Here is a 24,927-nt window from a genome sequence, read left to right as displayed (position 1 = left end):
AACTCGTACCACGAGCCGAACAGGGCCCGTTCGCGCTCGACGAGCAGCGGCAGCGGCTCGGAGGCGGTCACCAGCTCCCGCAGCGGGAAGCGGGCCAGCACCTTGTCGACCTCGGGGGTGAGGGCGGCGGCCAGCCGCCAGGGGGCGGGCCGTTCCTCGTCGCGCAGGGCGGCCGCGGCGGCGAGCAGGACCTCCCGTTTCCTGGCCTTCGGTACCCCCGCGGCGGCACGTTCGTGGAGCGCGGCGCCCTCCGCCAGGACCAGCTCGGTGTCGATGCCCGCCGGGATCTTGATCCCGGCGTTCCGGCGCCAGGTGGCGACCGGGTCCCCCCACGCCTCGACCTGGTAGGTCCAACGGCCCGGTTTGCCCTCGACGGTGACGGTGGCGCCCCAGCGGTCGGTGCCGGGGGCCAGCTCCCGCATCGGGGTCCAGGGGCCCGGGCGGCCCTTCGGGTCCTTCAGTACGACGTTCGCGGCGACCGCGTCATGGCCCTCGCGGAAGACGGTCGCGGTGACCTCGAACGACTCCCCGACGACCGCCTTGGCCGGCCGGCGCCCCTGCTGGACCAGCGGACGGACGTCGAGGACGGGTATGCGGCCGACGGCGGTGACCGCCTCCGCGGGGGGTGGCGCGCCGGACGACGTGCGGGGTGCCGGGGGCGCCGACGCCCGGGGACCGACGGGTACTGGCGAGTGGTGCTTGGCGGGCATGACCGCTCCTGTCCGCGGCAACGTGCTGGTGTGGGCGGATGGGTGGTGGGGAGGTGGGTCCTGCGTGTACCTGAAGGGTCTACCTGTGCTGGGTATCCGTCCTGTGTCCGTGGGGTGTACCGGAGGAGCCTTCCCACCCTATTCGGGTGGGCAATCCGGCACTTTGTTAACTACTCAGCCGTATGTCTGCACACAGGAGCCCTCCTGTTCCGGACACCTGCCCGCTCGCCGCTTCCGCAATCAGGCCGCGGCGCCGGACCGTTCGGCACACGGCCGAAGTATGGCTCGATTCCGCCCCGTACCGGGCGTGGACGCCGTTCACACCGCGGTACCGGTCCGGGGCGGCGGCCCCCGGCACCACCCCCGGCACCGGTACCGTCGTGACAGACGCGAGCCGCACAGCGCCGTACGGCTCTCACCGCGAACGCACGAGGTGGAATGTGAAGGCGATCCGTCGGTTCACCGTCCGTCCCGTTCTCCCCGAACCCCTGCGCCCCCTCAGCGACCTGGCCCGCAACCTGCGCTGGTCCTGGCACGCCGAGACACGTGATCTCTTCCAGTCCGTCGACCCCGAGCGCTGGGCCGCCTCGGAGGGCGACCCGGTGCGGCTGCTCGGCAGCGTGCCCCCCGCGCGCCTCGCCGAGCTGGCCGGCGACCGCCGCTTCCTGCGCCGGCTGACCGCCGTCGCCGACGACCTGGGCGACTACCTGACCGGCGACCGCTGGTACCAGTCACGGCCCGAGTCCGCCGGACTCCCGGCCGCCGTCGCCTACTTCTCACCCGAGTTCGGCATCACTGCGGCGCTGCCCCAGTACTCCGGCGGCCTCGGCATCCTGGCGGGCGACCACCTCAAGTCGGCCAGCGACCTGGGGGTGCCGCTGATCGGTGTCGGCCTGCTGTACCGGCACGGCTACTTCCGGCAGACCCTGTCCCGGGACGGCTGGCAGCAGGAGCACTATCCCGTCCTCGACCCCCACGAACTGCCCGTGGCGCTGCTCAAGGAGGCCGACGGCACCCCGGCGCAGGTCTCCCTCGCGCTGCCCGGCGGCCGGCTGCTGCGCGCCCGGATCTGGCTGGCCCAGGTGGGCAGGGTGCCGCTGCTGATGCTGGACTCCGACGTCGAGGAGAACGACCTCGGCGAACGCGGGGTCACCGACCGGCTCTACGGCGGCGGCAGCGAACACCGGCTGCTCCAGGAGATGCTGCTCGGCATAGGCGGCGTCCGCGCCGTACGCACGTACTGCCGGCTCACCGGGCACGCCGCACCGGAGGTCTTCCACACCAACGAGGGGCACGCCGGTTTCCTCGGCCTGGAGCGCATCGCCGAACTCGTCGCCTCCGGACTGGACTTCGACGCGGCACTGGAGGCGGTCCGGGCCGGCACCGTCTTCACCACCCACACCCCCGTCCCGGCCGGCATCGACCGCTTCGACCGGGAGCTGGTCGCCCGCCACTTCGGCGCCGACGCCGAACTCCCGGGCATCGACGTCGAGCACGTCCTGCGGCTCGGCATGGAGACCTACCCCGGCGGCGAGCCCAACCTGTTCAACATGGCCGTGATGGGGCTGCGGCTCGCCCAGCGGGCCAACGGGGTCTCGCTGCTGCACGGCAACGTCAGCCGGGAGATGTTCGCCGGACTCTGGCCGGGATTCGACCCCGACGAGGTGCCGATCACCTCCGTGACGAACGGGGTGCACGCCCCGACCTGGGTGGCCCCCGAGGTGGTGCGGCTGGGGGCCCGGCAGCTCGGTGACCGGCGGACCGAGGAGGCGCTGACCGTGGGCGGCCCGGAACGCTGGGACGCCATCGCCGACATCGCCGACCAGGAGATCTGGGAGCTGCGCCGCACGCTGCGGGAGCAACTGGTGCTGGAGGTGCGGGAGCGGCTGCGGGCCTCCTGGCGGCAGCGCGGGGCCGGCACCGCCGAGCTGGGCTGGATCGACCAGGCCCTCGACCCGGACGTCCTCACCATCGGGTTCGCGCGCCGCGTCCCGTCGTACAAGCGGCTCACGCTCATGCTGCGCGACCGGGACCGGCTGATGGACCTGCTGCTGCACCCGGAGCGCCCGATCCAGATCGTGGTGGCCGGGAAGGCGCACCCGGCGGACGACGGCGGCAAGCGGCTGGTGCAGGAGCTGGTCCGGTTCACCGACGACCCGCGGGTGCGCCGCCGGATCGTCTTCCTGCCCGACTACGGCATGGCGATGGCCCAGAAGCTGCTGCCGGGGTGCGACATCTGGCTCAACAACCCGCTGCGCCCCCTGGAGGCGTGCGGGACGAGCGGGATGAAGGCGGCCCTCAACGGGGGACTGAACCTCTCGGTCCTGGACGGCTGGTGGGACGAATGGTTCCAGCCGGACTTCGGCTGGGCGATCCCGACCGCGGACGGCGCCGGCACCGACCCCGAGCGCCGCGACGACATCGAGGCGGACGCCCTTTACGACCTCCTGGAGCAGCGCGTCACCCCGCGGTTCTACGAGCGTGGCCGCACCGGTCTGCCCGACCGCTGGATCGAGATGGTCCGCCAGACCCTCACCCTCCTCGGCCCCAAGGTGCTGGCCGGGCGGATGGTCCGCGAGTACGTGGACCGCCTGTACACCCCGGCGGCCCACGCCCACCGGTCCATGACCGCGGACGCGGCCCGCGAGCTGTCCGGCTGGAAGGACCGGGTGCGGACGGCCTGGCACGGGGTGACGGTCGACCACGTGGCGACCACCGCGGCCCCGGCCACCGCCGAACTGGGCACCACCCTCGCGCTGCGCGTCCGCGTCCGGCTGGGCGAACTCACCCCCGACGACGTGGAGGTCCAGGCCGTCTCCGGCCGCGTCGACCCCGAGGACCGCATCACGGACGCGGCGACGGTCCCGCTGAAGCCGACCGGGGGCCCCGACCTGGAGGGCAACTGGACCTACGAGGGCCCGTTGTCCCTGGACCGCACCGGCCCCTACGGCTACACGGTCCGCATCCTGCCGTCCCACCGGTTGCTCGCCTCCGGCGCCGAGCTGGGCCTGGTGACGGTTCCTTCGGAGAGCGCCGCGGAGGGGGCCGGGGTACTGCTGCGCTGACCGCGCTCCCGACACGCCGAGGGCGGACGAAGCCTCCCCGGCCGTCCCGGTCTTCTCCGGGCCGTCCCGGCCGTCCCGCCCTTGGCTGTCAGAACTCCGCTTGCGGGTCCGCGCACAGGCGGCGCAGGACCGCTCCGCACCTGCGGGCGTACGCGTGCTGCAGTCCCCGGGCCGCCGGGCCGGCCGCCCTGGTGTACCACTTGGCCGGTCTGCTGAAGGCCGCGACCGTCAGCCACACCGTGCCGTCGCCGGTGCGGTCGACCACGAAGGCCTCCTCGCCGGACTCGGGGTGGCCGGTGAGGGTGCCGTAGGCCCAGCCCGCGCGGCGGGACTCGTCCAGGGTCCAGACGATCCGGCAGGGCGCCCTGACGAGGCCGCCCAGGGTGACCGTGACGTCCGCGCCGGGGGCCGCCCGGTCGGCGGCGGTGTCGATGCCGACGCCCAGCGCGCGGTGGAGTTCCCAGGTGAGGACGGCCTCGGCGGCGCGCTGGAAGACTTCGCGCCCCTCGCCTATGCGCGTGCGCACGTGAAGCGGGTGGAAGCCCGGCGGGCAGGCGGCGAGGTTCTCACGGGTCGCGCCCACCGCGTCGTAGGTGAAGGACATGGGAGACAAGGGTAGGGCGGGCCCCGGGGACGCCTGGGTCCCGGGGCCCGCCCGATGCACAACTATCCGGTCACGACACGTTGACGGCCGTCCAGGCCGCCGCCACCGCGTTGTACTCGGTGCTGCCCGAGCCGTACAGGGCGGCCGCCGCGGAGAGCGTGCCGGTGCGCGCCGACTTGTAGTTGGTGGTCGACGTGAAGTACGTCGTCAGCGCCTTGTACCAGATCTGCAGCGCCTTGGCCCGGCCGATGCCGGTGACCGTGGAGCCGTTGTACGTCGGGGAGTTGTAGGACACCCCGTTGATCGTCTTCGAGCCGCTGCCCTCGGACAGCAGGTAGAAGAAGTGGTTCGCGACGCCGGACGAGTAGTGCACGTCCAGGTTCTTGACCGAGGACGACCAGTAGTCGGCCGAACCGCCGTCCTTGCTGGGCTTGTCCATGTAGCGCAGCGGGGTGCCGTCGCCGTTGATGTCGATCTTCTCGCCGATGAGGTAGTCGCCCGGGTCGGAGGCGTTGTTGGCGTAGAACTCGACACCGGTGCCGAAGATGTCCGAGGTGGCCTCGTTCAGGCCGCCGGACTCACCGCTGTAGTTGAGGCCGGCGGTGTTCGAGGTGACACCGTGGCTCATCTCGTGGCCGGCCACGTCCAGCGAGGTCAGCGGGTGCGTGTTGCCGTCACCGTCGCCGTAGGTCATGCAGAAGCAGCTGTCGTCCCAGAAGGCGTTGACGTAGTTGCTGCTGTAGTGGACGCGGGAGTAGGCGCCGACGCCGTTGTTCTTGATACCGCTGCGGCCGAAGGTGTCCTTGTAGAAGTCCCAGGTCTCCTGCGCGCCGTAGGCGGCGTCGGCGGCCGCGGTCACGTCGGTGCTGGAGCTGGAGGCGGTGCCGGTGCCCCACGTGTTGGTGGTGTTGGTGAACAGGGTGCCGGTGCCCGAGGTGCCGTGCTTCAGGTTGTACGTCTTGTGGCTGCCGCGCGAGGCGTCGGTCAGCGAGTACGTCGAACCCGACAGCGTGGTGGTGAGGCTGACCGTGCCCGAGTACAGGGTCTTGCCGGTGCCGGTGGCGTTCTCGATGCCCTGGTACTCGAAGAGCTTCTTGCCGGTGGTGGCGTCGGTGATGACGTGCAGCTGGTTGGGGGTGCCGTCGTCCTGGAAGCCGCCGACGACCGTCTCGTAGGCGAGGACGGGGGTGCCGGAGCCGGCCCAGATCACCTTGCGGGCGCCGTCGGCCGCGGGCTTGGCGGAGCCCAGCGACCTGGCGACGGTGAGCGCGGCCTTCTCCGCCTTGGCGGTGGAGATCCCCGGCTTGAGCGAGGCCACCTTGATGGCCGCCTTGGTCGCCCGGGTGACGCCTTCGGACTTGCCGGTCTTCGAGGTGTGCACGACCAGGTCGCCGCCGAGCACGGGCAGGCCCGCGTAGGTGCGCTCGTAGCGCGTGTGGACGGTGCCGTCGACGTCCTTCACGACGTCCTTGACGACCAGCTTCTCCTTGGCGCCGAGACCTATCTCCTGGGCGGTCTCGGCGACGTTCGCCTGCGCCTTCTGGATCAGGGCGGTGCGGGCGGAGTTGGAGAGGAGGGTGGGCGCGGCGGCCAGCGGCTGCTTGGCGGCGGCGGTGGCGTTGGTGGTCAGGCCCGTGGTGAGCAGGGCGCCGGCGGCGACAGCGGTGGCGACGGCCAGAGTGGTGCGCTTGCGACGCGCGTAGAGGGGGCTCACTCAAGCTCCTTCATGATGTGGGGAGTCCGGGCCGGAGTGGGGTCACCGGCCCGACTGTGGGGTGGTGAAGTTGCTGTGCTGTGCGGCGGGTGAAGGAAGAGTGACATCCGGGTCGCGTACATGTCAGGACCCTGAAGTGATGTTGGCCGAAAAGCAGGTGTTCGGTGAACGTTGCGGGCATGTAACCGGGGTGCCGTCGAACGGAGTCGAACCCTCCGGCGGCACCCCGTACTCACGCCTGTGTCCTGCGGTTTACGGGAAGGTCAGCTTCCAGCTGTTGATCTTCCCGGTGTCCTGTGCGGCCTGGTCCTGGACCCTCAGCTGCCAGGTCCCATTGGCCGGTTCCGACGAGGCGTTCACCGTGTAGGTGTCCGTCACGTCGTCCGCCGAGTCGGACGAGCTGAAGTTCTTCAGCCGGTACGACGTCCCGGACGGGCCGATGAGGTCGATCACCAGGTCGCCGCGCCAGGTGTGGCTGATGTTCGGCGTCACCTGGAGGTTGCTCGGCGCGTTCCCGGTGCGGCCGGAGACCGTGATCGACGAGGTGACGGCGGGCCCGTTGTCCGGGATCGACACGACGGTGTTGCTCTCGTACGAGGTGCCCGTGCCGCCCCCGCCGCCGCCGGAGCGCGCGCCGACCGCGACGGCCGCCCAGGCGTCCTGCACCGCCTTGTACTCGGCGCTCGTGGTGCCGTACAGCTCACCGGCCGCCGCGAGGGTGCCGGTGCGGGCGCTCGCGTAGTTGGTGGTCGAGGTGAACTTGGTGGTGAGCGCGCGGTACCAGATCTGCAGCGCCTTGTCCCGGCCGATGCCGGTGACCGGGAGCCCGTCCGCGGTGGGCGAGTTGTAGCTGACGCCGTTGATGACCTTGGCGCCGCTGCCCTCGCTCAGCAGGTAGAAGAAGTGGTTGGCGGGACCGGACGAGTAGTGCACGTCCAGGTTGCCGAGCCCCGAGTACCAGCTGTCCTTGGACGAGCCGTCCTTGCTCGGCTTGTCCATGTAGCGCAGCGGGGTGCCGTCGCCGTTGATGTCGATCTTCTCGCCGATGAGGTAGTCGCCGACGTCGGTGGAGTTGTTGGCGTAGAACTCGACGCCGGTGCCCATGATGTCGGAGGTGGCCTCGTTCAGGCCGCCGGACTCGCCGCTGTAGTTGAGGCCGGCGGTGTTCGAGGTGACGCCGTGGCTCATCTCGTGGCCCGCCACGTCGAGGGCGGTCAGCGGGTCCGCGTTGCCGGAGCCGTCGCCGTAGGTCATGCAGAAGCAGCTGTCGTCCCAGAACGCGTTCACGTACGAGTTGCCGTAGTGCACGCGCGAGTAGGCGCCGACGCCGTTGTTCTTGATGCCGCTGCGCCCGAACGTGTTCTTGTAGAAGTCCCAGGTCTCGGCGGCACCGTAGTGGGCGTCGGCGCCCGCGGTGGCGGCGTTCGACGTCGTCCCGTTGCCCCACGTGTTGCTCGACTGCGAGAACAGCGTGCCGGTGCCCGACGTCCCGTGGTTCAGGTTGTACGTCTTGTGGCCGCCGCGGTCGCCGTCGGTCAGGTTGTACGTCGAGCCCGACTGGGTCGTCGACAGCGACACCGTCCCGCTGTACTGGGTGTTGCCGGTGCCGGTGACGTTCTCGACGCCCTGGTACTCGAAGAGCTTCTTGCCGGTGGTGGCGTCGGTGATGACGTGCAGCTGGTTCGGGGTGCCGTCGTCCTGGAAGCCGCCGACGACCGTCTCGTAGGCGAGGACGGGGGTGCCGGAGCCGGCCCAGATCACCTTGCGGGCGCCGTCGGCCGCGGACTTGGTGGAACCGAGGGCCCTGGCGGCCGTGAGGGCCGACTTCTCGGCGCTCGCCGCGCTCCTGGCCGGCGTGAGGTCGGCGACCTTGAGCGTGGCGTTGTTCGCCTTGACGACGCGCTCGGTGGCGCCCGACTTCGCGGTGTCGACGATCAGGTCGCCGCCGAGCACGGGCAGACCCGCGTAGGTGCGCTCGTAACGGGTGTGCAGCGTGCCGTCGGCGTCCTTGACGACGTCCTTGACGACCAGCTTCTCCTGCGCGCCGAGGCCTATCGACCTGGCGGTGGCGGCCCGCTCGGCGCTCGCGTCCCGGAGCAGCTCGGCGCGCTGCGAGGGGGACAGCCTGACGGCCGTGTGGGCCGGGTTGATCCGGCCGGGGTGCGGTGCGGCCGGGGCGGCGCTGGCCGCACCCGACTGGACGGCGACGGCGATCAGGGCGCCGACGCCGGCGAGGGCCACTACGGCGGTGCGGTGGGGGGTGCGTCTGCGAGAGGAACTGCTTCTCAACACTGACTCCTTCTGCGTGGCCGCGGGTCGCGCGGCCAGGGGAGATCCGGGCCACGGGTGGGCGGTCCGGGCAGAACTCGGCGGAACGCGGAACCATGTGCGCGTGCAGTGCCGGACTCAGCAGCCTCGAAGGGTGACGCTGTGGGGTTGCTGTGAGTCGGCCGTGGGAAGAGTGGCAGCAGAAAACGTCGTCTGTCAGGACCGCGTCAGGAAGTTGGCCGGAAATCGTCCGTTGACCGGATGTTCATGTTCGATATGCGGAATGTTTACGGCGGCCGACAGGAGGGGAGGCCGCGGCTACGCCGTCCGGTCGCCGTGCCAGGTCGCCCACAGCGCGGCGTACGCGCCGCCCGCCGCCACCAGCTCGTCGTGCGTGCCGAGTTCGGTGAGCAGGCCGCCCTCCATCACCGCCACCCGGTCGGCGTCGTGCGCGGTGCCCAGCCGGTGGGCGACGGCGATGACCGTACGGCCCGCCAGCACGGCCGCCAGGGCGCGCTCGGTGTGCCGGGCGGTCGCGGGGTCGAGCAGCGCGGTCGCCTCGTCCAGGATCAGCGTGTGCGGGTCGGCCAGCACCACCCGGGCGAGCGCGAGCTGCTGGGCCTGGGACCCGTCGACGGCACGGCCACCCGTGCCGAGCACGGTGTCGAGGCCCTCGGGGAGCGCGCGGACCCAGCGGTCGGCGCCGACGGCCGCCAGCGCCGACCAGAGGGCCGCGTCGTCCGCGCCGGGTTCGGCGATCAGGAGGTTGTCCCGGACCGTGCCGAGGAAGACATGGTGTTCCTGGGTGACGAGGACGACCTGGCGGCGCAGCAGCTCCGGTGCCAGACCGGCGATCGGCACCCCGCCCACGGTCACCGTGCCCGCGCCGGGCGCGTCCACGCCCGCCAGCAGCCGGCTCAGCGTCGTCTTCCCGGCCCCGGAAGGACCGACCACCGCGAGTCGCTCCCCGGGCCGCACCGTCAGGTCCACCCCGCGCAGCACCTCGCCGCCCCGCTCGTAGGCGTACCGCACCCCGCGCACGTCGATCCGGTCGTCCGCCGGGGCCCGCGCCCCGTCCTCCGCGACCGCCCGGGGCGCCTGCGCCAGCCCCTCCACCCGGGCGAACGAGGCGCCGCTGGACTGGAGTTGCTCCACCCGCATCAGGATCTGGTCCAGCGGTTCCGTGAACTGCCGCAGATACAGCGCCGCCGACACCACCACCCCCACACCCGCGTGCAGCAGCCCGCCCAGCAGCAGCACCCCCGCCACCGGCACGGTGTAGGACACCTCGACCGCGGGGAAGAAGACGGACCGCAGGTACAAGGTGTAGAAGCGGGCCTTCCGGTTGGCCTCCAGCGCGTCCCGGCTCGCCCTGATCCGCTGCTCCTGGAGCCGGAACGCCTCCACGGTACGGGCTCCCGCCACCGTCGCCGTGACGGTCTCCGCCACCCCCGAGGTGGTCGCGCCCTCGGCGAGATAGCCGTCCCGGGCCCGGCGCAGGTACCAGCGCAGCGCGATCCACACCGGGGTCAGCCCGGCCACCCCGAGCAGCGCGAGCACCGGATCCAGGACGAAGACCGCGCCCATCACGAACAGCGCCTGCACCGAGCAGACCAGCAGTTCGGGTCCGACGTCCCGCAGGGTGGTGCCGACGGTGGCCACGTCGCCGGTGCCGCGTGCGGTCAGGTCGCCGGTGCCGGCCCGCTCCACGACCGACGCGGGCAGTGCCAGCGCCCGGTCCACGAACTCCTCGCGGACCCGGGCGAGGGTCCGCTCGCCGAACCGGTGGCCCAGGTAGCGGGCGAAACGGGCCAGCAGCAGCTGGGCGAGGGCGCAGAGCACGATCCAGCGGGCCAGCTGGTCCACGGCGCCGACCCCGCGCCCGGCCCGTACCGCGTCCACGATCCGGCCGACCAGCCAGGGACCCGCGAGGCCGGTGGCGGCGGCCAGGGCGTTCAGCGCGAGGGCGGCGGTGAAGGCCGCGCGGTCCGCCTTCACCAGGCGGAGGGTGGCGCGGCGGACCTCGGGCCGGCCGGCGACCGGCAGGTGGCCTGTCGTCACCTGACGACCCCCTCTTGCGTCGCTTCCGTCGCTTCCGTCTCTTGCGTCTGTTGCGTCTCCTCCATGTCCCGGGCCACGAGAGCGCGGTAGCCGGGTGCGTACTCCAGCAGTTCCTCGTGGGTGCCGGTGGCGGCCACCTTGCCGTCGACCAGGTGGATCACCTCGTCGGCGTGGGCCAGCAGCAGCGGGGACGTGGTGGTGAGGAGGGTGGTGCGGCCGGCGCGGGCGGCGCGCAGGCGCCGGGCCACGAGGGACTCGGTGTGGGCGTCCAGGGCGGAGGTGGGCTCCACGGCGATGAGGACCTCCGGGTCGGCCAGCAACGCCCGGGCGAGGCGGACGCGTTGGCGTTGGCCGCCGGAGAGGTTGCGGGCCTGGGCGGTGAGGGGGGAGTCGAGGCCGTGGGGGAGGGACCGGACGATGTCGTCGGCCGCCGCGGTGTGGAGGGCCGCGGTGAGGGGCGCGTCAGGGGGTGGGCTGCTGTGCGCATGGGCGGGTGCGGGTGCGTGGGGGCTTGCCGCGCAGTTCCCCGCGCCCCTTCGGGGCGCGTTGGCGCTTGCGGAGATGACAGTGCTCAGGGGGCCTGCGAACAGGTCTGCCTCGTTGTCGGCCACCAGGATGCGGGTGCGGACCTCCGGGAGGGGGACCGTGTCCAGGCGGGTTCCTCCCCAGGTCACGTCGGACGGGGTGTACCTGCCCAGGCGGTCGATCACCGTCGTCGTCTCGGTGGCGTTCGCGCCCACCAGGGCCGTCAGGCGGCCCGGGCGCACCCGTACCCCCGACTCCGGGTCGTGCAGCTCGGCCGGGGCGGCCGGGGCCTGGGCGGTCGCCTCGGTCCGGTCCGGCTCCAGGCGCAGCAGGCGTACGACCCGGCGGGCGGCCACCACGCCCCGGCTCAGCTGGTAGCCCATGTCCAGGAAGAACGCGACCGGACCGACCAGGACCGCGACATAGCCGTACACCGAGACCAGCTGGCCCACGGTGATGTCACCCTCGGCGGTCATCCGGGCCGCGATCCAGGTGACCACCGCCAGGTACACCGTGGGCAGGCCGACGCCCAGCGCCTGGACCCAACTGGCGACCGCGCCCACCCGGTACCCCTGGGCACGCAGGTGCTGGGAGTCGCGGCGGAAGGCGTCCGCGAACAGGCCCTTGCCGCCCAGGCCGTTGAGGACGCGCAGGCCGCCCGCGAGGTCGCCGATGCGGGCCGTGAGGATGCTCTGGCGTTCCCGGTACTCCGTCTCCCTGCCCTGGAGCCGCCGGGTCAGCGGGCCCGCGAGCAGGACCACCACCGGCACCCCGAGCAGCACCACGCCCGTCAGCAGCGGCGAGACCGTCATCAGCAGTCCCGCCACCACCGCGTACACCACGATCGCGCCCACCCCGGGGCCGACCATGGTGAGCGCCTGGGCGATGGTCCCCACGTCGCCGACGCCGATCGTGACGACCTCGCCGGCCCCGGCCCGGCGCGGCAGTTCGGCCCCGAGCCGGACCGCGTGCCCGACGACCACCTTGACCGTGCGGAAGTTGGCGTCCATCCGCACCCGGGTCATCGTGCGGTGGCGCAGGATGCTGATCCACGCGTTCACCGCCCCGAGCAGGAAGATCGCCGCCGTCCAGCCGGCCAGCACCGCCGTCCGGCCGGGCACCAGGCCGTCGTCGACGGCGCGCGCCATCAGGTACGGCGTCGCGGCCATCAGCGTCAGCCAGACACTGCCCAGCAGCGCCCCGGCCAGCGACCGGCCCGGCTGGGCGCGCACCAGCCACCACAGGTAGTACCAGCCGCCGCGCGTGTCGGGCGTGCCCGGATCCTCGTACGCGTCGATCACCTGCGAGCCCCCGATCCGTCGGTCAAGCCAGACTGTCCCGCCACGCCCGGTGCAGATCCGCGAACCTGCCGGTCCCGGCGACGAGGTCGGCCGGGCGGCCGTCCTCGACGATCCGGCCGTGCTCCATCACCAGCACCCGGTCGGCGATCTCCACGGTGGACAGCCGGTGCGCGATCACCACCGCCGTACGGCCCCTGAGCACGGTCCCCATCGCCCGCTGCACGGCCCGCTCCCCGGGGACGTCCAGCGAACTGGTCGCCTCGTCGAGGATCAGCACCGCCGGGTCGGCGAGCAAGGCGCGTGCGAACGCGACCAGTTGGCGCTGCCCCGCCGAAATGCGCCCGCCGCGCTTGCGGACGTCCGTGTCGTAGCCGTCGGGCAGGGCCGCGACGAACTCGTGCGCGCCGATCGCCTTCGCCGCCTGCTCGATCTCCTCACGGGTGGCGTCCGGCCGGCCGATCGCGATGTTGTCGGCGACCGTGCCGGAGAACAGGAACGCCTCCTGGGTGACCATCACCACCCCGCGCCGCAGTTCCGGCACGCTCAGTTCGCGCAGGTCCACGCCGTCCAGGAGGACCCGGCCCTCGGACGGGTCGTAGAAACGGGCGAGGAGCTTGGCGAGGGTCGACTTGCCGGCGCCGGTGGAGCCGACCACCGCGACCGTCTGTCCGGCGGGGAGGGTGAGGTCGAAACGGGGGAGCACCTCGCCGCCGGTGCGGTAGGCGAACCGGACGCCGTCGAAGACGACCTCGCGACCCGGCAGGTCGGTCGCCGGCGGGGGCAGCTCCCGCGGCACCGGGGGCTCCGGGACCGACGGGGTCTGGGCCAGCAGGCCCGCGATCTTCTCCAGCGAGGCCGCCGCCGACTGGTACGAGTTGAGGAACATGCCGAGGCGGTCGATCGGGTCGTACAGCCGCCGCAGATAGAGCACGGCGGCGGCCAGGACGCCCAGTTCCAGCGAGCCGGACGCCACCCGGTAGGCGCCCCACAGCACGATCGCCGCGACCGCGGTGTTCGCGACCAGCCGGGAGCCGACCACGTAGCGGGCCATCTCCAGGAGCGCGTCGCCGTTGGTGCGCTCGTGGCGGCGGTTCAGCACGGCGAACTCGGCGTCGTTGGCGGCCTCCCGGCGGAACGCGCGCACCGGGCGGATGCCGTTCATCGTCTCCACGAACTTCACGATCACCGCCGCGATCGCCGTTGAGCGCGCCTTGTACACCTGGACGGCCCGCCGCTGGTAGAGCCGCACCAGCAGGTACAGCGGCACGAAGGAGGCGACGGCGACCGCGCCGAGGCCCGCGTCCAGCCAGAGCAGCATCGCCGAGATGTAGACGAAGGAGAGGATGACCGTGATCAGCTCCTGGAGCCCCTCGTTCAGCAGCTCGCGCAGCGACTCGACGTCCGTGGTGGAGCGGGAGATGAGCCGGCCGGACGTGTACCGCTCGTGGAAGTCGACGCTCAGCGCCTGGGCGTGCCGGAAGATGCGGCCCCGCAGGTCGAGCAGCACGTCCTGGCTGACCCGCGCGGACGCCTCGATGAACGCGAACTGGAGGCCGCCGGAGAGCAGCGCGCACAGGCCGTACCCGGCCGCGACCGCGATCAGCGGGCCGTGGTCGTGGTGCCGGAACGCCGGTACGGCCCGGTCGATGGCGTACGCCACCAGCAGGGGTCCGGCCTGCACCGCGGCCTGCTGGAGCAGCAGGAGCAGGGTGGCGACGGCGACCCGCGCCTTCATGGGGGCGAGGAGCGAGCGGAGCAGGTCGGCCGTGGCGCCGGGCGGGGTGGGCAGGACGTCCCGGTCGAAGGGGTCGCCGTCCCGGGAGGGCCGGCCGGGCAGTTCGTCGTCCTCGTCGGAGGCGGGCAGGGAGGTGGCGGCGGTCATCGGCGGTGATCCTCCCCGGACATCAGGTGGGCGTACTCCGCGTTGTCGCGCAGCAGTTCGTGGTGGGTGCCGACGGCGGTGACACGGCCGCCGGAGAGCAGGGCGACGCGGTCGGCGAGCAGGACGGTGGAGGGACGGTGGGCGACGATCAGTGCGGTGGTGTCGGCGAGGACCTCGCGCAGGGCGGCCTCCACCGCGGCCTCCGTGTGGACGTCGAGGGCGGACAGCGGGTCGTCGAGGACGAGGAACCGCGGGCGGCCGACGACCGCCCGGGCGAGCGCGAGGCGCTGGCGCTGGCCGCCCGAGAGGCTGAGGCCCTGCTCGCCCACCTGGGTGCCGGTGCCCTGCGGGAGGGCGTGCACGAAGTCGGCCTGCGCGACGGCGAGGGCCCGTGCCAGCTCGGGTTCGCCCGCGCCGTCCCCGGCTCCCATCAGCACGTTCTCGCCGACGGAGGCGGAGAACAGGGTGGGTTCCTCGAAGGCCACGGCGACCAGGGAACGGAGTTCCTCGCGGGGCATGGCGGTGATGTCCCGGCCGTCGAGGGTGATCCGCCCGGAGGTGACCTCGTGCAGGCGGGGGACGAGCGCGGTGAGCGTGGTCTTGCCGCTGCCGGTGGCGCCGACGAGGGCCATGGACTCGCCGGGGCGGATGTGGAGGTCGACGAGGTCGAGTGTGGGCGTGGCGTCGGGGGCGGCGTCGGGGTAACGGAAGCGCACGTTCTCGAAGCGGATGCCGTCGGGTTCGGGGGCCGGTCCGTTGTCGGGTGCGGCGCCGTCGTGGCTGTTCGCGCCGTTCCCCGCGCCCCTTACGGGGCGCTGTCCGGGGGCCGGTTGCGGAGCGCCCCGTAGGGGCGCGGGGAACTGCGCGCTCAGCCCCCACGCACCCGCACGCGACAACGAACCGGCGTCCTCCTCCACCGCGTCCCGCACCTCGAAGTACCGCTCCGTCGCCGTCACCGCTTCCTGGCTCATCGCGAGCAGGAACCCGATCGACTCCACCGGCCATCTCAGCGCCAGTGCCGTCGACAGGAACGCCACCAGGGTCCCGGCGCTCAGGTCGCCCTCCGCGACCTGCACCGAACCCCACAGCAGGGCCGCCCCGACGGCCACCTCCGGCAGCGTCACGATGACGCCCCAGATCGTCGCCAGCATCCGCGCCTTGCGCAGCTCCGTGCCCCGCAGGGTGCGGACCAGGTCGCGGAACGCGCGTGCCTGACTGCGGTGGCGGCCGAAGCCCTTGATGATGCGGATGCCGAGCACGCTCTCCTCGACCACCGTCGTCAGGTCGCCGACCTGGTCCTGGGCGAGCCGGGCCACCGTCGCGTACCGCTTCTCGAAGAGCACGCACGTCCAGACGACCGGGATCGTCGGCAGCAGGACGACCAGCCCCAGCGTCCAGTCCTGCACCAGCATGATCACCACGCCGACGAGGATGGTCACCCCGTTGACCAGCAGGAAGGTCAGCGGGAAGGCGAGGAACATGCGGAGCAGCATGAGGTCGGTGGTGGCCCGGGACAGCAACTGGCCGGAGGCCCACCGGTCGTGGAAGGCGATCGGCAGCCGCTGGAGACGGGCGTAGAGGCCGGCCCGCATCGACGCCTCGACGTGGGAGAGGGGTCTGGCGACCAGCCAGCGGCGCAACCCGAAGAGCAGCGCCTCCGCCAGTCCGAGCAGCAGCAGGTACAGCGCGCCGAGCCACACCCCGGCCGGGTCGCGGTCGGCCACCGGACCGTCCACGATCCACTTGAGGACGAGGGGGATCACGAGCCCCGTACAGGAGGCGACGATCGCCACGAAGGCGGCGGTGAACAGGCGCATCCGCACCGGCCGTACGTAGGGCCACAGGCGCAGCAGGGTACGGACGGCGGACCGGTCCTCGGTGGTTGCACGTGTCGGAGGCATCAGGGGCGAGCCTACGGATCGGCACTGACAACGCCCACCGAGTTTTGGCCGGACCGCGCTCCGCCGTAGGACCTACGACCAGGGCGTTCGAGCGGTCGTACGACCGGAGGGACCGCATCAGCCGATCGGTCGATGCCGGGTCGAGCGGGGCGGCCGATGCGGCGGACCCGGGCCGGACGGGACCCTCGGAGCATGCCAACCGTCATCGAAGTGACAGATCTGCGGAAGTCCTACGGCGGCCGTGCCGTCGTGGACGGGGTGGGATTCGCCGTCGAGGAGGGGGAGATCTTCGGGATCCTCGGTCCGAACGGTGCCGGCAAGACCACCACCGTCGAGTGCGTGGAGGGGCTGCGGGTGCCGGACGGCGGCCGGGTCCGGGTCGCCGGGCTCGACCCCGTCGCCGAGCACGAGGAGGTCACCCGGGTCCTGGGCGCCCAGCTCCAGCAGAGCGAACTCCAGCCGAAGCTCACCGTCCGCGAGGCCCTCGACCTGTACGCCTCCTTCCACCCGGGTCCGGCCGACTGGCGGCCCCTCGCCGAGCGCCTCGGGCTCACCCCGAAGCTCACCACCCGGTTCGGCAGGCTCTCCGGCGGCCAGCGGCAACGCCTGTTCATCGCCCTGGCGTTGATCGGCAGCCCGCGTGTCGTCGTCCTCGACGAGCTCACCACCGGACTCGACCCGCGCGCCCGGCGCGACACCTGGGCGCTGATCGAGGACGTCCGGGACCGTGGCGTCACCGTGCTGCTCGTCACCCACTTCATGGAGGAGGCGCAGCGGCTCTGCGACCGGATCGCGGTGATCGACAAGGGCAGGGTGGCCGCCCTGGACACCCCGGCCGGGCTGATCCGCCGCAGCGCCGGGGCCACCGTCATCAGCTTCACCCCGTCCGCCCCGCTGGACGACCACGACCTCGCCGCCCTCCCGGCGCTCGCCTCCGTCGAACGCAAGGACGGCCGGATCACGCTGGCCGGCACCGACGAGACCGTGAACGCCGTCATCACCCTGCTCGCCCGCCACCGCGTCACCGCCCACCAGCTGCGCGTCGTGGACGCGACCCTCGACGACGCCTTCCTCGACCTGACGAAGGAGGAAGCGGTATGAACACCGCCGTCCTGCGCACCGAGTTCCGCCTGTTCTGCCGGGAACCCGGCGCCGTCTTCTGGGTGTTCCTGTTCCCGACCCTGCTCCTGGTGATCCTCGGCTCCATCCCCTCGTTCCGGAACACCGACTCCGCGCTGGGCGGGCTGCGGCCCGTCGACGCGTACGTGCCCATCGCCGTGCTGATCGCCCTGATCATGTCCGGGGTGCAGACCCTGCCGCAGGCGCTCACCGGCTACCGCGAGCGGGGCATCCTGCGCCGGATGCGGCTCACGCCCGTCCAGCCCTCGGCGCTGCTGTCCGCGCAGATGGCGGTGCAGGGCACGGTCGCGCTGGGCTCGGCGCTGCTCGCGCTCCTCGTCGGCAGGCTCGCCTTCGACGTCCGGCTGCCGAAGCAGCCCGGCGGCTACCTGCTGGCGCTGCTGCTCGCGGCGGCGGCCGCCCTCGCCCTCGGCTCCGTCGTCTCGGCGCTGTCCCGCACCACGAAGATCGCGAGCGCGATCGGCTCGGCGGTGTTCTTCCCGATGATGTTCTGCGCGGGGGTGTGGATCCCGGTGCGGGAGATGCCGCACACCATGGCCCGGGTGGTCCAGCTGACCCCCTTCGGCGCGGCGGCCCGCGCCCTGGACCAGGCCGCCGCCGGACACTGGCCGGGCTGGGACCACCTGGGGGTGCTCGCGCTCTGGGCGGTGCTGCTCACGGCGGGCGCGGCTCGCTGGTTCCGCTGGGAGTAGGCGGACAGGCCGTGCAGACTGGCGACATGACCACGGTGGACGGCCAGATCGACCGGCGCTGGGAGCAGTTGCACACCTGGGGGCCGTACGGGCTGCTCGGCGTCGGCGTCGTCCTGGGGGTGGCCTCCGCGGACCCGGGCACCGCGCCGGCCACGTGGTACACGGCCTGGTCCCTGGTCGGTGCCGCGCTCGCCCTCCAGCTCTGGTGGCACGGCACCCGGGTGCGCCGTCCCGGTCGCGGCCGTACGCCGTCCCGGGCCGGAACCGCCTACTACGCCGTGCGCTGGGCCCTCGCCTTCGTCCTCACCTGGCTCAACCCGTTCTTCGCGTTCTACGCCGCCGCCGGCTACATGGACGCCGACGAGACGCTGCCGCCCAGATGGCAGCGGTTCGGCCTGTTCGCCAGCGCGGTCACCGTGGCCGGCGCGCAGGCCGGCGGGCTGCCGCTGTCCGGCGTGGTCCAGTGGCTCCTCTTCATCCCGCTGCTGGTCGCCAACTCCGGCCTGCAACTGGTCGTCGCCCACCTCGACGAACAGGAGCGGCGGCGCTCGCACGAGCGCACCGAGACCATCGCCGAACTGGAGCGCACCAACACCGCCCTCCAGCAGGCCCTCGACGAGAACGCGGCGCTGCACGCCCAGCTCCTCGTCCAGGCACGGGAGGCCGGGGTCGCCGACGAACGGCGGCGGCTGGCCGCCGAGATCCACGACACCCTCGCCCAGGGCCTGGCCGGGATCATCGCCCAGCTCCAGGTCGTCCTCAACACCCCCGACCCGGAGACGGCCGGTGACCACACGGCGCGCGCCCTGGCCCTCGCCCGGCACAGCCTGGGCGAGGCCCGCCGGTCCGTGCACAACCTCGCCCCGGTCGCCCTGGAGCACGACGGCCTGCCGGAGGCGCTGCGCAAGACGGTCGCCGAATGGGGCGAACGGACCGGTGTGCGCGCCGAGTTCACCCTCACCGGCACCGCCGAGCAGCTGCACGGCGAGGTCGCGGCCACCCTCCTGCGCATCGTCCAGGAGGCCCTGTCCAACGCGGCCCGGCACGCACGCGCGGCCCGGGTCGGGGTCACCCTCTCCTACCTGGGCGACGAGGTCATCCTCGACATCCGCGACGACGGCACCGGCTTCGACCTGCTCGCCGTGCCCGTCCGCAGCCGCGCCGGCGGCTTCGGCCTCGACGGGATGCGGGCCCGCGCCGAACGCATCGCGGGCACTCTGACCGTGGAGTCCGAACCGGGGCTCGGCACGGCCCTGTCGGCACGCGTACCGTTGGTCCGTCATGACAGCTGACCCCTCGATCTCCCTGCTGATCGTCGACGACCACCCCGTCGTCCGCGACGGCCTGCGCGGCATGTTCGAGTCCGCGCCCGGCTTCACGGTCCTCGGCGAGGCGTCGAACGGCGGCGAGGCCGTCGCCCTCACCACCGCCCTCGACCCGGACGTCGTCCTCATGGACCTGCGGATGCCGGGCGGCGGCGGGGTCGACGCCATCCGCGAACTGACCCGGCGGGGCGCCCGCGCCCGGGTCCTCGTCGTCACCACGTACGACACCGACACCGACACCCTGCCCGCGATCGAGGCGGGCGCGACCGGCTACCTCCTCAAGGACGCCCCGCGCGAGGAGCTGTTCACCGCCGTCCGGGCGGCCGCCCAGGGCCGTACCGTGCTCTCCCCGGCCGTCGCCTCCCGGCTGGTCTCCGCCGTCCGCGCCCCCGGCGCCCCCGGCAACGAACCGCTCTCCGCCCGCGAACGCGAGGTGCTGGCCCTGGTCGCCCGGGGCACCTCCAACCGCGAGATCGCCCGCGAACTCTTCATCAGCGAGGCCACGGTGAAGACCCACCTCACCCACCTGTACACCAAACTGGGCGTCAACGACCGCGCGGCCGCGGTCGCGACGGCCTACCAGCGGGGCATCCTCGGCTAGCGACACAGCCCTGAGAGGCCGGGGCGGTTCAGCCGGCCACCCTGAGCAGCAGGACCGACCGGGCCGGCACCGTGACCGACGTCCCCGCCCGGTGCACCGCCCCGGGCGCCTCGTGCTGCTCCTCCCGTGCGGTGTCCACGAGCACCTCGTAGCGTTCCGCCCACGGCGGCCCCGGCAACAGGAACTCCACCGGCCGGTCACCGGCGTGCAGGACGGTCAGGAAGCTGTCGTCCACGACCGGCGCCCCGCGCTCGTCGCGCCCGGGGATGTCCCGCCCGGAGAGGTACATGCCGAGCGTGGCGGCCGGCGCGTACCAGTCGCCCTCCGTCATCTCGGTGCCGCGGGCCGTGAACCAGGCCAGGTCGCGCAGTCCGTCCGCCGAGTGCGCGCGTCCGGAGAAGAAGGCGCGGCGGCGCAGCACCGGGTGGCGGTGGCGGAGCCGGATGAGGCGGGCGGTCAGGTCGAACAGCGGCCGCCACTCGGGATCGTCCAGCAGGCTCCAGTCCAGCCAGCTGATCTCGTTGTCCTGGCAGTAGGCGTTGTTGTTGCCGCGCTGGGTGCGGCCCAGCTCGTCACCGGCGACCAGCATCGGGACGCCCGTCGACAGCAGCAGCGTGGTCAGCAGGTTCCGCAACTGCCGCCTGCGCAGCGCCCGTACGGCCCGGTCCTCGGTCTCGCCCTCCACCCCGCAGTTCCAGGAGCGGTTGTCCCCCGAGCCGTCCCGGTTGTCCTCGCCGTTGGCCTCGTTGTGCTTGGACTCGTACGACACCAGGTCGCGCAGCGTGTACCCGTCGTGCGCGGTGACGAAGTTGACGGAGGCGTACGGGCGGCGCCCGCCCCAGGCGTAGAGGTCGCTGGAGCCGGACAGGCGGTAGCCGAGGTCGTGGACGTCGGGGAGGGCGCCGCGCCAGAAGTCCCGGACCGCGTCCCGGTAGCGGTCGTTCCACTCGGTCCACAACGGCGGGAAGGCGCCCACCTGGTAGCCGCCGGAGCCCACGTCCCAGGGTTCGGCGATCAGCTTCACCCGGCGCAGCACCGGGTCCTGGGCGATGACGGCCAGGAACGGGGAGAGCATGTCGACGTCGTGCATCGAGCGGGCCAGCGCCGCCGCCAGGTCGAAGCGGAAGCCGTCCACGCCCATCTCGGTGACCCAGTAGCGCAGCGAGTCGGTGATCAGGCGCAGCACGTGCGGCCGCACCACGTGCAGGGTGTTGCCGCAGCCGGTGTAGTCGGCGAAGCGGCGGGCGTCGTCCTGGAGCCGGTAGTAACCCCGGTTGTCGATGCCCTTGAGGGACAGCGTCGGACCCAGCTCGCCCGCCTCCGCGGTGTGGTTGTAGACCACGTCGAGGACGACCTCGATGCCGGCCGCGTGCAGCGCCCGCACCATCCGCTTGAACTCGCCGACCTGCTGTCCCGTCGTACCGGAGGCCGCGTAGGCCGCGTGCGGGGCGAAGTAGCCGATGGAGTTGTAGCCCCAGTAGTTCCGCAGGCCGCGCCCGAGCAGGTGGTCCTCGTGGGCGAACTGGTGGACGGGCAGCAGTTCCACGGCCGTCACCCCCAGCTTCACGAGGTGCTCGACCGCCGCCGGGTGCGCGAGGCCCGCGTAGGTGCCGCGCAGTTCCTCGGGTATGCCCGGGTGCAGCCGGGTGAAGCCGCGCACGTGCAGCTCGTAGATGACGGAGTCCGCCCACGGCGTCTTCGGGCGGCGGTCGTCGGACCAGTCGTCGTCGTCGTGGACGACCACGCCCTTGGGGACGTACGGCGCCGAGTCCCGGTCGTCGCGGACCGTGTCGGCGACCTGCTGGTCGGGCCAGTCCCGGACGTGCCCGTACACCTCGGGCGGCAGCGCGAACTCGCCGTCCACCGCCCGCGCGTACGGGTCCAGGAGCAGCTTCGCCGGGTTCCACCGGGCGCCCGTCCACGGGTCCCAGCGGCCGTCCACCCGGTAGCCGTACCGCTGCCCCGGCAGCACACCGGGCACGAACCCGTGCCAGATCTCGTGCGTGAGTTCGGTCAGCCGGATCTGGGTCTCCCGCCCCCGCTCGTCGAAGAGGCACAGCCGGACCGCCTCCGCCCCGGCCGCCCACAGCGCGAAGTTGGTGCCCGCCACCCCGTCGGGACCGACCCGGAACCGGGCGCCCAGCGGTGTCGAGGCCCCCGGCCACGCGGACGGGACGGGCAGCGGCGTCCCGTTCACCGCGGGGGCGTCCGCCCGCGGGGCCCGCGCCCGTGCTCCCTGCTGCTCGGCTGCGCTCGTCACGTGTCGGCCCCTTTTTTGTTTCGCGGCTCGCCGACCCCCGGGGCGCACCGAACCCGCGTCCGGGCGGCCGGCCGCACCCGGGCTCCCGGTCCCGGGCACGGCCGGCCGCTCGCCACGGACCCGCCCGCGGCGGCTCGTCCACGGGCCCGGCGGCTCCCCAGCTCGTCGTCCTTCCCTCTGTTCTGCCCAGTGCCGGCGTCGCACTCACGTTTCCCCGGGGCATGCCCGATCGTTAGCGGCACGTGACGCATGCACAAGGGCGCGCACGGCGCGCGGGGGCCGCGCTGGCCGCGGTACTGACATGGGCGGGACTGCTGGCGGGCGCCGCCGGCTGTTCCGTCGGCGACAAGGCCCCACTGGGCGTCGACCACGTCCTCGGGGGCGCGCCACCGGCCCCCGAGGACGTCATCCGGATCTCCCCGGACGACGGCACCAAGGCGGTACGCCCCGGCGCGGGGCTGACCGTACGGGTGCCCGGCGGCCGTCTGGAGTCGGTGAGCGTCGTCAGGTCCCAGGACGCCCAGGACTTCCCGGTGCCGGGGCACGTCGCCGACGACGGCACGACCTGGCGGCCCGACGATCCGAAGCTCGCGCTCGCCGCCAAGTACACGGTGGACGCGGTCGCCCTGGACGGTTCGGGACGCCGCTCCGCCCGCCACACCACCTTCACCACGCTCGTCCCCGACGAACGCTTCATCGGGTACGTCACCCCGGAGAACCGCGCCACCGTGGGCACCGGGATGATCGTGTCGCTCGCGTTCAGCCGCGACATCGACAACCGCGCCGCCGTCGAACGCGCCGTGCGGGTCACCGCCCGACCCGCCGTCGAGGTCCGCCCGCACTGGTTCGGCAAGAACCGCCTCGACTTCCGCCCCGAGCACTACTGGCAGCCCGGCACGGTCGTCACCGTCGACCTGAGGCTCCGTGACGTCGAGGCGGCCCGGGGCGTCTACGGCCTGCAGTACAAGACGTTCACCTTCACCGTCGGCCGCAGTCAGGTCTCCCTCGTCGACGCGGCCAGGCACACCATGGAGGTCCGCCGCGACGGCGAGCTGCTCGCCACCGTGCCGATCACCGCGGGCGCGCCCGCGCACACCACCTACAACGGGAAGATGGTGGTGATGGAGATGCACGAGGTCACCCGCATGAACAGCCGCACGGTCGGCTTCGGCGGCGAGTACGACATCCCGGACGTCCCGCACGCCCTCAAACTCACCGACTCCGGCACCTTCCTGCACGGCAACTACTGGGCGCCGGACGCCCCGGGGCACGTCAACGTCAGCCACGGCTGCGTGGGCCTGCGCGACGTGAAGGGCGGCAGCTCCCAGACGCCCGCGGGCTGGTTCTACGACCGCAGCCTGGTCGGGGACGTGGTCGAGGTCGTCAACAGCAACGACAGGACGGTCGCCGCCGACAACGGTCTCGGCGGGTGGAACATGGGCTGGAAGGAGTGGAAGGCGGGCGGCGCGGCCGGCTGACCGGGGGGAACCGGGCCGGTGGTGGGGGCGGAAGTTGCGACGCAACGGTGACATTCGCCCAACACCAAGCTCAAAACCCTGCGGTTACTATGCGCCAATGCGCGCGCTGAACGCGCCGGGGTGGGCCTGTGACCAGGTCCTGGGAGGGGAGAACGACGTGAACGTGCGGCCGATATCGGGGGCATCGGTTCGGACTCGGAGGGCTCGGGGGGCGAGGCTGGCGCTCATATCCTCGGTCCTGCTGGTGGCCGTCACCGCGTGCGGGGGCGGCTCCTCCGACAAGGGGGCCGGGGACGGCGACAAGCAGAAGGACTCCACCACGCAGGCGAGCAAGCAGTCCGTCGCCACGGTCAGCATCACCCCCAGGTCCGGCGCGACCGGCGTGGACACCAGCGGGGCGCTCAAGGTGACCGCCGCCCGGGGCAAGCTGACCGATGTCGAGGTCAAGGACGCCAAGGGCGACAAGGTGGCCGGGACCATAGCCGCGGACGGCGTCAGCTGGACGCCGTCCCTCCACCTCGCCAGCTCGACGAAGTACACCGTGCACGCGGTGGCCAAGGACGCCGAGGGCCGGGAGTCCGCGGAGGACTCCACGTTCACGACCCTCACCCCGAAGAACACGTTCGTCGGCTACTTCACGCCGGAGGACGGTTCCACGGTCGGGGTCGGGATGCCGTTCTCGATCCGCTTCACCCGCGGCATCACCGCTCCGGACGCCGTCGAGAAGGCCATCACCGTCAAGACCGAACCGGCCGTCGACGTGCAGGGCCACTGGTTCGGCAACGACCGCCTCGACTTCCGCCCCGAGCACTACTGGAAGTCCGGTACGAAGGTCTCCGTCACCCTCGACCTCGACGGCGTCGAGGGCCGCGACGGGGTCTACGGCAAGCAGTCCAAGACCGTGAACTTCACGATCGGCCGCAACCAGGTCTCCGTCGTCGACGCCAAGAAGCACACGATGAAGATCATGCAGGACGGCAAGGTCGTCAAAACCCTCGCGGTGACGACCGGCAAGCCGGGCTACGACACGTGGAACGGCCAGATGGTCATCAGCGAGAAGCTGCGCGTGACCCGGATGAACGGTGAGACGGTCGGCTACGGCGGCGAGTACGACATCAAGGACGTGCCGGACGCGATGCGGCTGACCACGTCGGGGACGTTCATCCACGGCAACTACTGGGGCGGGGACGCCTTCGGCAACTACAACGCCAGCCACGGGTGCGTCGGCCTGCGGGACATCCGCGGCGGCGGCGACCGGTCGGTGCCGGCCGCCTGGTTCTTCGACCACTCCATCGTCGGGGACGTGGTGACGGTGAAGAACTCCCACGACCGGACCGTGTCGCCGGACAACGGGCTCAACGGGTGGAACATGTCGTGGGCGGACTGGACCAAGTAGTCCG

Annotated in this window: 16 protein-coding genes; 7 read left to right on the top strand and 9 right to left on the bottom strand. The window is 72.5% G+C overall.

The window, feature by feature from the left end:
• A partial coding sequence (locus tag AB0G52_RS15540; protein ID WP_361336804.1) for a maltotransferase domain-containing protein occupies nucleotides 1-710 on the bottom strand: 710 nt, incomplete at its 3' end.
• 440 nt (nucleotides 711-1,150) lie between these two features.
• Between AB0G52_RS15540 and AB0G52_RS15535 the strand changes: the two genes are divergently transcribed.
• Nucleotides 1,151-3,775 carry a glycosyltransferase family 1 protein gene (locus AB0G52_RS15535; protein WP_132889673.1) on the top strand — a complete coding sequence of 875 codons (2,625 nt, stop codon included), beginning with the start codon at nucleotides 1,151-1,153 and terminating at the stop codon, nucleotides 3,773-3,775.
• Between the two features lie 88 nt (nucleotides 3,776-3,863).
• Here AB0G52_RS15535 and AB0G52_RS15530 read toward each other — a convergent pair whose 3' ends face one another.
• From AB0G52_RS15530 to AB0G52_RS15500, 7 genes are all read right to left on the bottom strand, one after another.
• Nucleotides 3,864-4,379: a DUF1990 domain-containing protein gene (locus tag AB0G52_RS15530; protein ID WP_132889674.1), complete on the bottom strand. Its 516-nt coding sequence runs from the start codon at nucleotides 4,377-4,379 to the stop codon at nucleotides 3,864-3,866.
• 70 nt (nucleotides 4,380-4,449) lie between these two features.
• Nucleotides 4,450-6,093 (bottom strand): M4 family metallopeptidase, encoded by a 1,644-nt coding sequence (locus tag AB0G52_RS15525; protein WP_132889675.1) that lies wholly within the window; start codon nucleotides 6,091-6,093, stop codon nucleotides 4,450-4,452.
• A 252-nt stretch (nucleotides 6,094-6,345) separates the two neighbouring features.
• A complete protein-coding gene (locus AB0G52_RS15520; protein WP_361336801.1) occupies nucleotides 6,346-8,382 on the bottom strand; it encodes a M4 family metallopeptidase in 2,037 nt (678 codons plus the stop codon).
• A gap of 297 nt (nucleotides 8,383-8,679) precedes the next feature.
• Complete coding sequence (locus AB0G52_RS15515) at nucleotides 8,680-10,422, bottom strand: ABC transporter ATP-binding protein (RefSeq protein ID WP_361336799.1); 1,743 nt, start codon at nucleotides 10,420-10,422, stop codon at nucleotides 8,680-8,682.
• Nucleotides 10,419-12,248: an ABC transporter ATP-binding protein gene (locus tag AB0G52_RS15510; protein WP_361336797.1), complete on the bottom strand. Its 1,830-nt coding sequence runs from the start codon at nucleotides 12,246-12,248 to the stop codon at nucleotides 10,419-10,421. The genes AB0G52_RS15515 and AB0G52_RS15510 overlap by 4 nt, the downstream gene beginning before the upstream one ends.
• Nucleotides 12,249-12,270: 22 nt before the next feature.
• Nucleotides 12,271-14,130, bottom strand: a complete 1,860-nt coding sequence (locus AB0G52_RS15505) for an ABC transporter ATP-binding protein (protein WP_132889679.1) — start codon at nucleotides 14,128-14,130, stop codon at nucleotides 12,271-12,273.
• Entirely contained in the window at nucleotides 14,127-16,031 is a 1,905-nt protein-coding gene (locus tag AB0G52_RS15500; protein WP_132889680.1) for an ABC transporter ATP-binding protein, read from the bottom strand. The genes AB0G52_RS15505 and AB0G52_RS15500 overlap by 4 nt, the downstream gene beginning before the upstream one ends.
• A gap of 192 nt (nucleotides 16,032-16,223) precedes the next feature.
• Between AB0G52_RS15500 and AB0G52_RS15495 the strand changes: the two genes are divergently transcribed.
• Genes AB0G52_RS15495 through AB0G52_RS15480 form a run of 4 tightly spaced genes read left to right on the top strand, consistent with a single transcriptional unit; the run spans nucleotide 16,224 to nucleotide 19,789 of the window.
• Nucleotides 16,224-17,132, top strand: coding sequence for an ABC transporter ATP-binding protein (locus AB0G52_RS15495; RefSeq protein ID WP_165939397.1), 909 nt, complete (start codon nucleotides 16,224-16,226; stop codon nucleotides 17,130-17,132).
• Nucleotides 17,129-17,863, top strand: a complete 735-nt coding sequence (locus AB0G52_RS15490; protein ID WP_361336795.1) for an ABC transporter permease — start codon at nucleotides 17,129-17,131, stop codon at nucleotides 17,861-17,863. Before AB0G52_RS15495 ends, AB0G52_RS15490 begins: the two co-directional genes overlap by 4 nt.
• A 26-nt stretch (nucleotides 17,864-17,889) precedes the next feature.
• The gene (locus AB0G52_RS15485; RefSeq protein ID WP_132889683.1) at nucleotides 17,890-19,155 is read left to right on the top strand and encodes a sensor histidine kinase; all 1,266 of its coding nucleotides are present in this window, start codon (nucleotides 17,890-17,892) and stop codon (nucleotides 19,153-19,155) included.
• Nucleotides 19,145-19,789: a response regulator transcription factor gene (locus AB0G52_RS15480; protein ID WP_132889684.1), complete on the top strand. Its 645-nt coding sequence runs from the start codon at nucleotides 19,145-19,147 to the stop codon at nucleotides 19,787-19,789. The genes AB0G52_RS15485 and AB0G52_RS15480 overlap by 11 nt, the downstream gene beginning before the upstream one ends.
• Before the next feature lie 28 nt (nucleotides 19,790-19,817).
• Here AB0G52_RS15480 and glgX read toward each other — a convergent pair whose 3' ends face one another.
• On the bottom strand, nucleotides 19,818-21,986 hold the full coding sequence (glgX, locus tag AB0G52_RS15475; RefSeq protein WP_132889916.1) for a glycogen debranching protein GlgX: 2,169 nt from the start codon (nucleotides 21,984-21,986) through the stop codon (nucleotides 19,818-19,820).
• A gap of 305 nt (nucleotides 21,987-22,291) precedes the next feature.
• Here glgX and AB0G52_RS15470 point away from each other — a divergent pair, with 305 nt between their 5' ends.
• Both AB0G52_RS15470 and AB0G52_RS15465 read left to right on the top strand, forming a co-directional pair.
• Nucleotides 22,292-23,527, top strand: coding sequence for an Ig-like domain-containing protein (locus AB0G52_RS15470; RefSeq protein WP_132889685.1), 1,236 nt, complete (start codon nucleotides 22,292-22,294; stop codon nucleotides 23,525-23,527).
• A 157-nt stretch (nucleotides 23,528-23,684) separates the two neighbouring features.
• A complete protein-coding gene (locus AB0G52_RS15465) occupies nucleotides 23,685-24,923 on the top strand; it encodes an Ig-like domain-containing protein (RefSeq protein WP_361336820.1) in 1,239 nt (412 codons plus the stop codon).
• Nucleotides 24,924-24,927: the final 4 nt, after the last annotated feature.

This window comes from Streptomyces sp. NPDC021562 (genome assembly GCF_040640875.1).
Classification (GTDB): domain Bacteria; phylum Actinomycetota; class Actinomycetes; order Streptomycetales; family Streptomycetaceae; genus Streptomyces.
This window is presented reverse-complemented; position numbering and strand designations above follow the sequence as displayed.

Coding starts and splice junctions, on each gene's coding strand:
- AB0G52_RS15500 (WP_132889680.1), bottom strand. CDS start 16,031: ATGCCTCCGACACGTGCAACCACCGAGGACCGGTCCGCCGTCCGTACC.
- AB0G52_RS15505 (WP_132889679.1), bottom strand. CDS start 14,130: ATGACCGCCGCCACCTCCCTGCCCGCCTCCGACGAGGACGACGAACTG.
- AB0G52_RS15490 (WP_361336795.1), top strand. CDS start 17,129: ATGAACACCGCCGTCCTGCGCACCGAGTTCCGCCTGTTCTGCCGGGAA.
- AB0G52_RS15530 (WP_132889674.1), bottom strand. CDS start 4,379: ATGTCCTTCACCTACGACGCGGTGGGCGCGACCCGTGAGAACCTCGCC.
- AB0G52_RS15495 (WP_165939397.1), top strand. CDS start 16,224: ATGCCAACCGTCATCGAAGTGACAGATCTGCGGAAGTCCTACGGCGGC.
- AB0G52_RS15480 (WP_132889684.1), top strand. CDS start 19,145: ATGACAGCTGACCCCTCGATCTCCCTGCTGATCGTCGACGACCACCCC.
- AB0G52_RS15485 (WP_132889683.1), top strand. CDS start 17,890: ATGACCACGGTGGACGGCCAGATCGACCGGCGCTGGGAGCAGTTGCAC.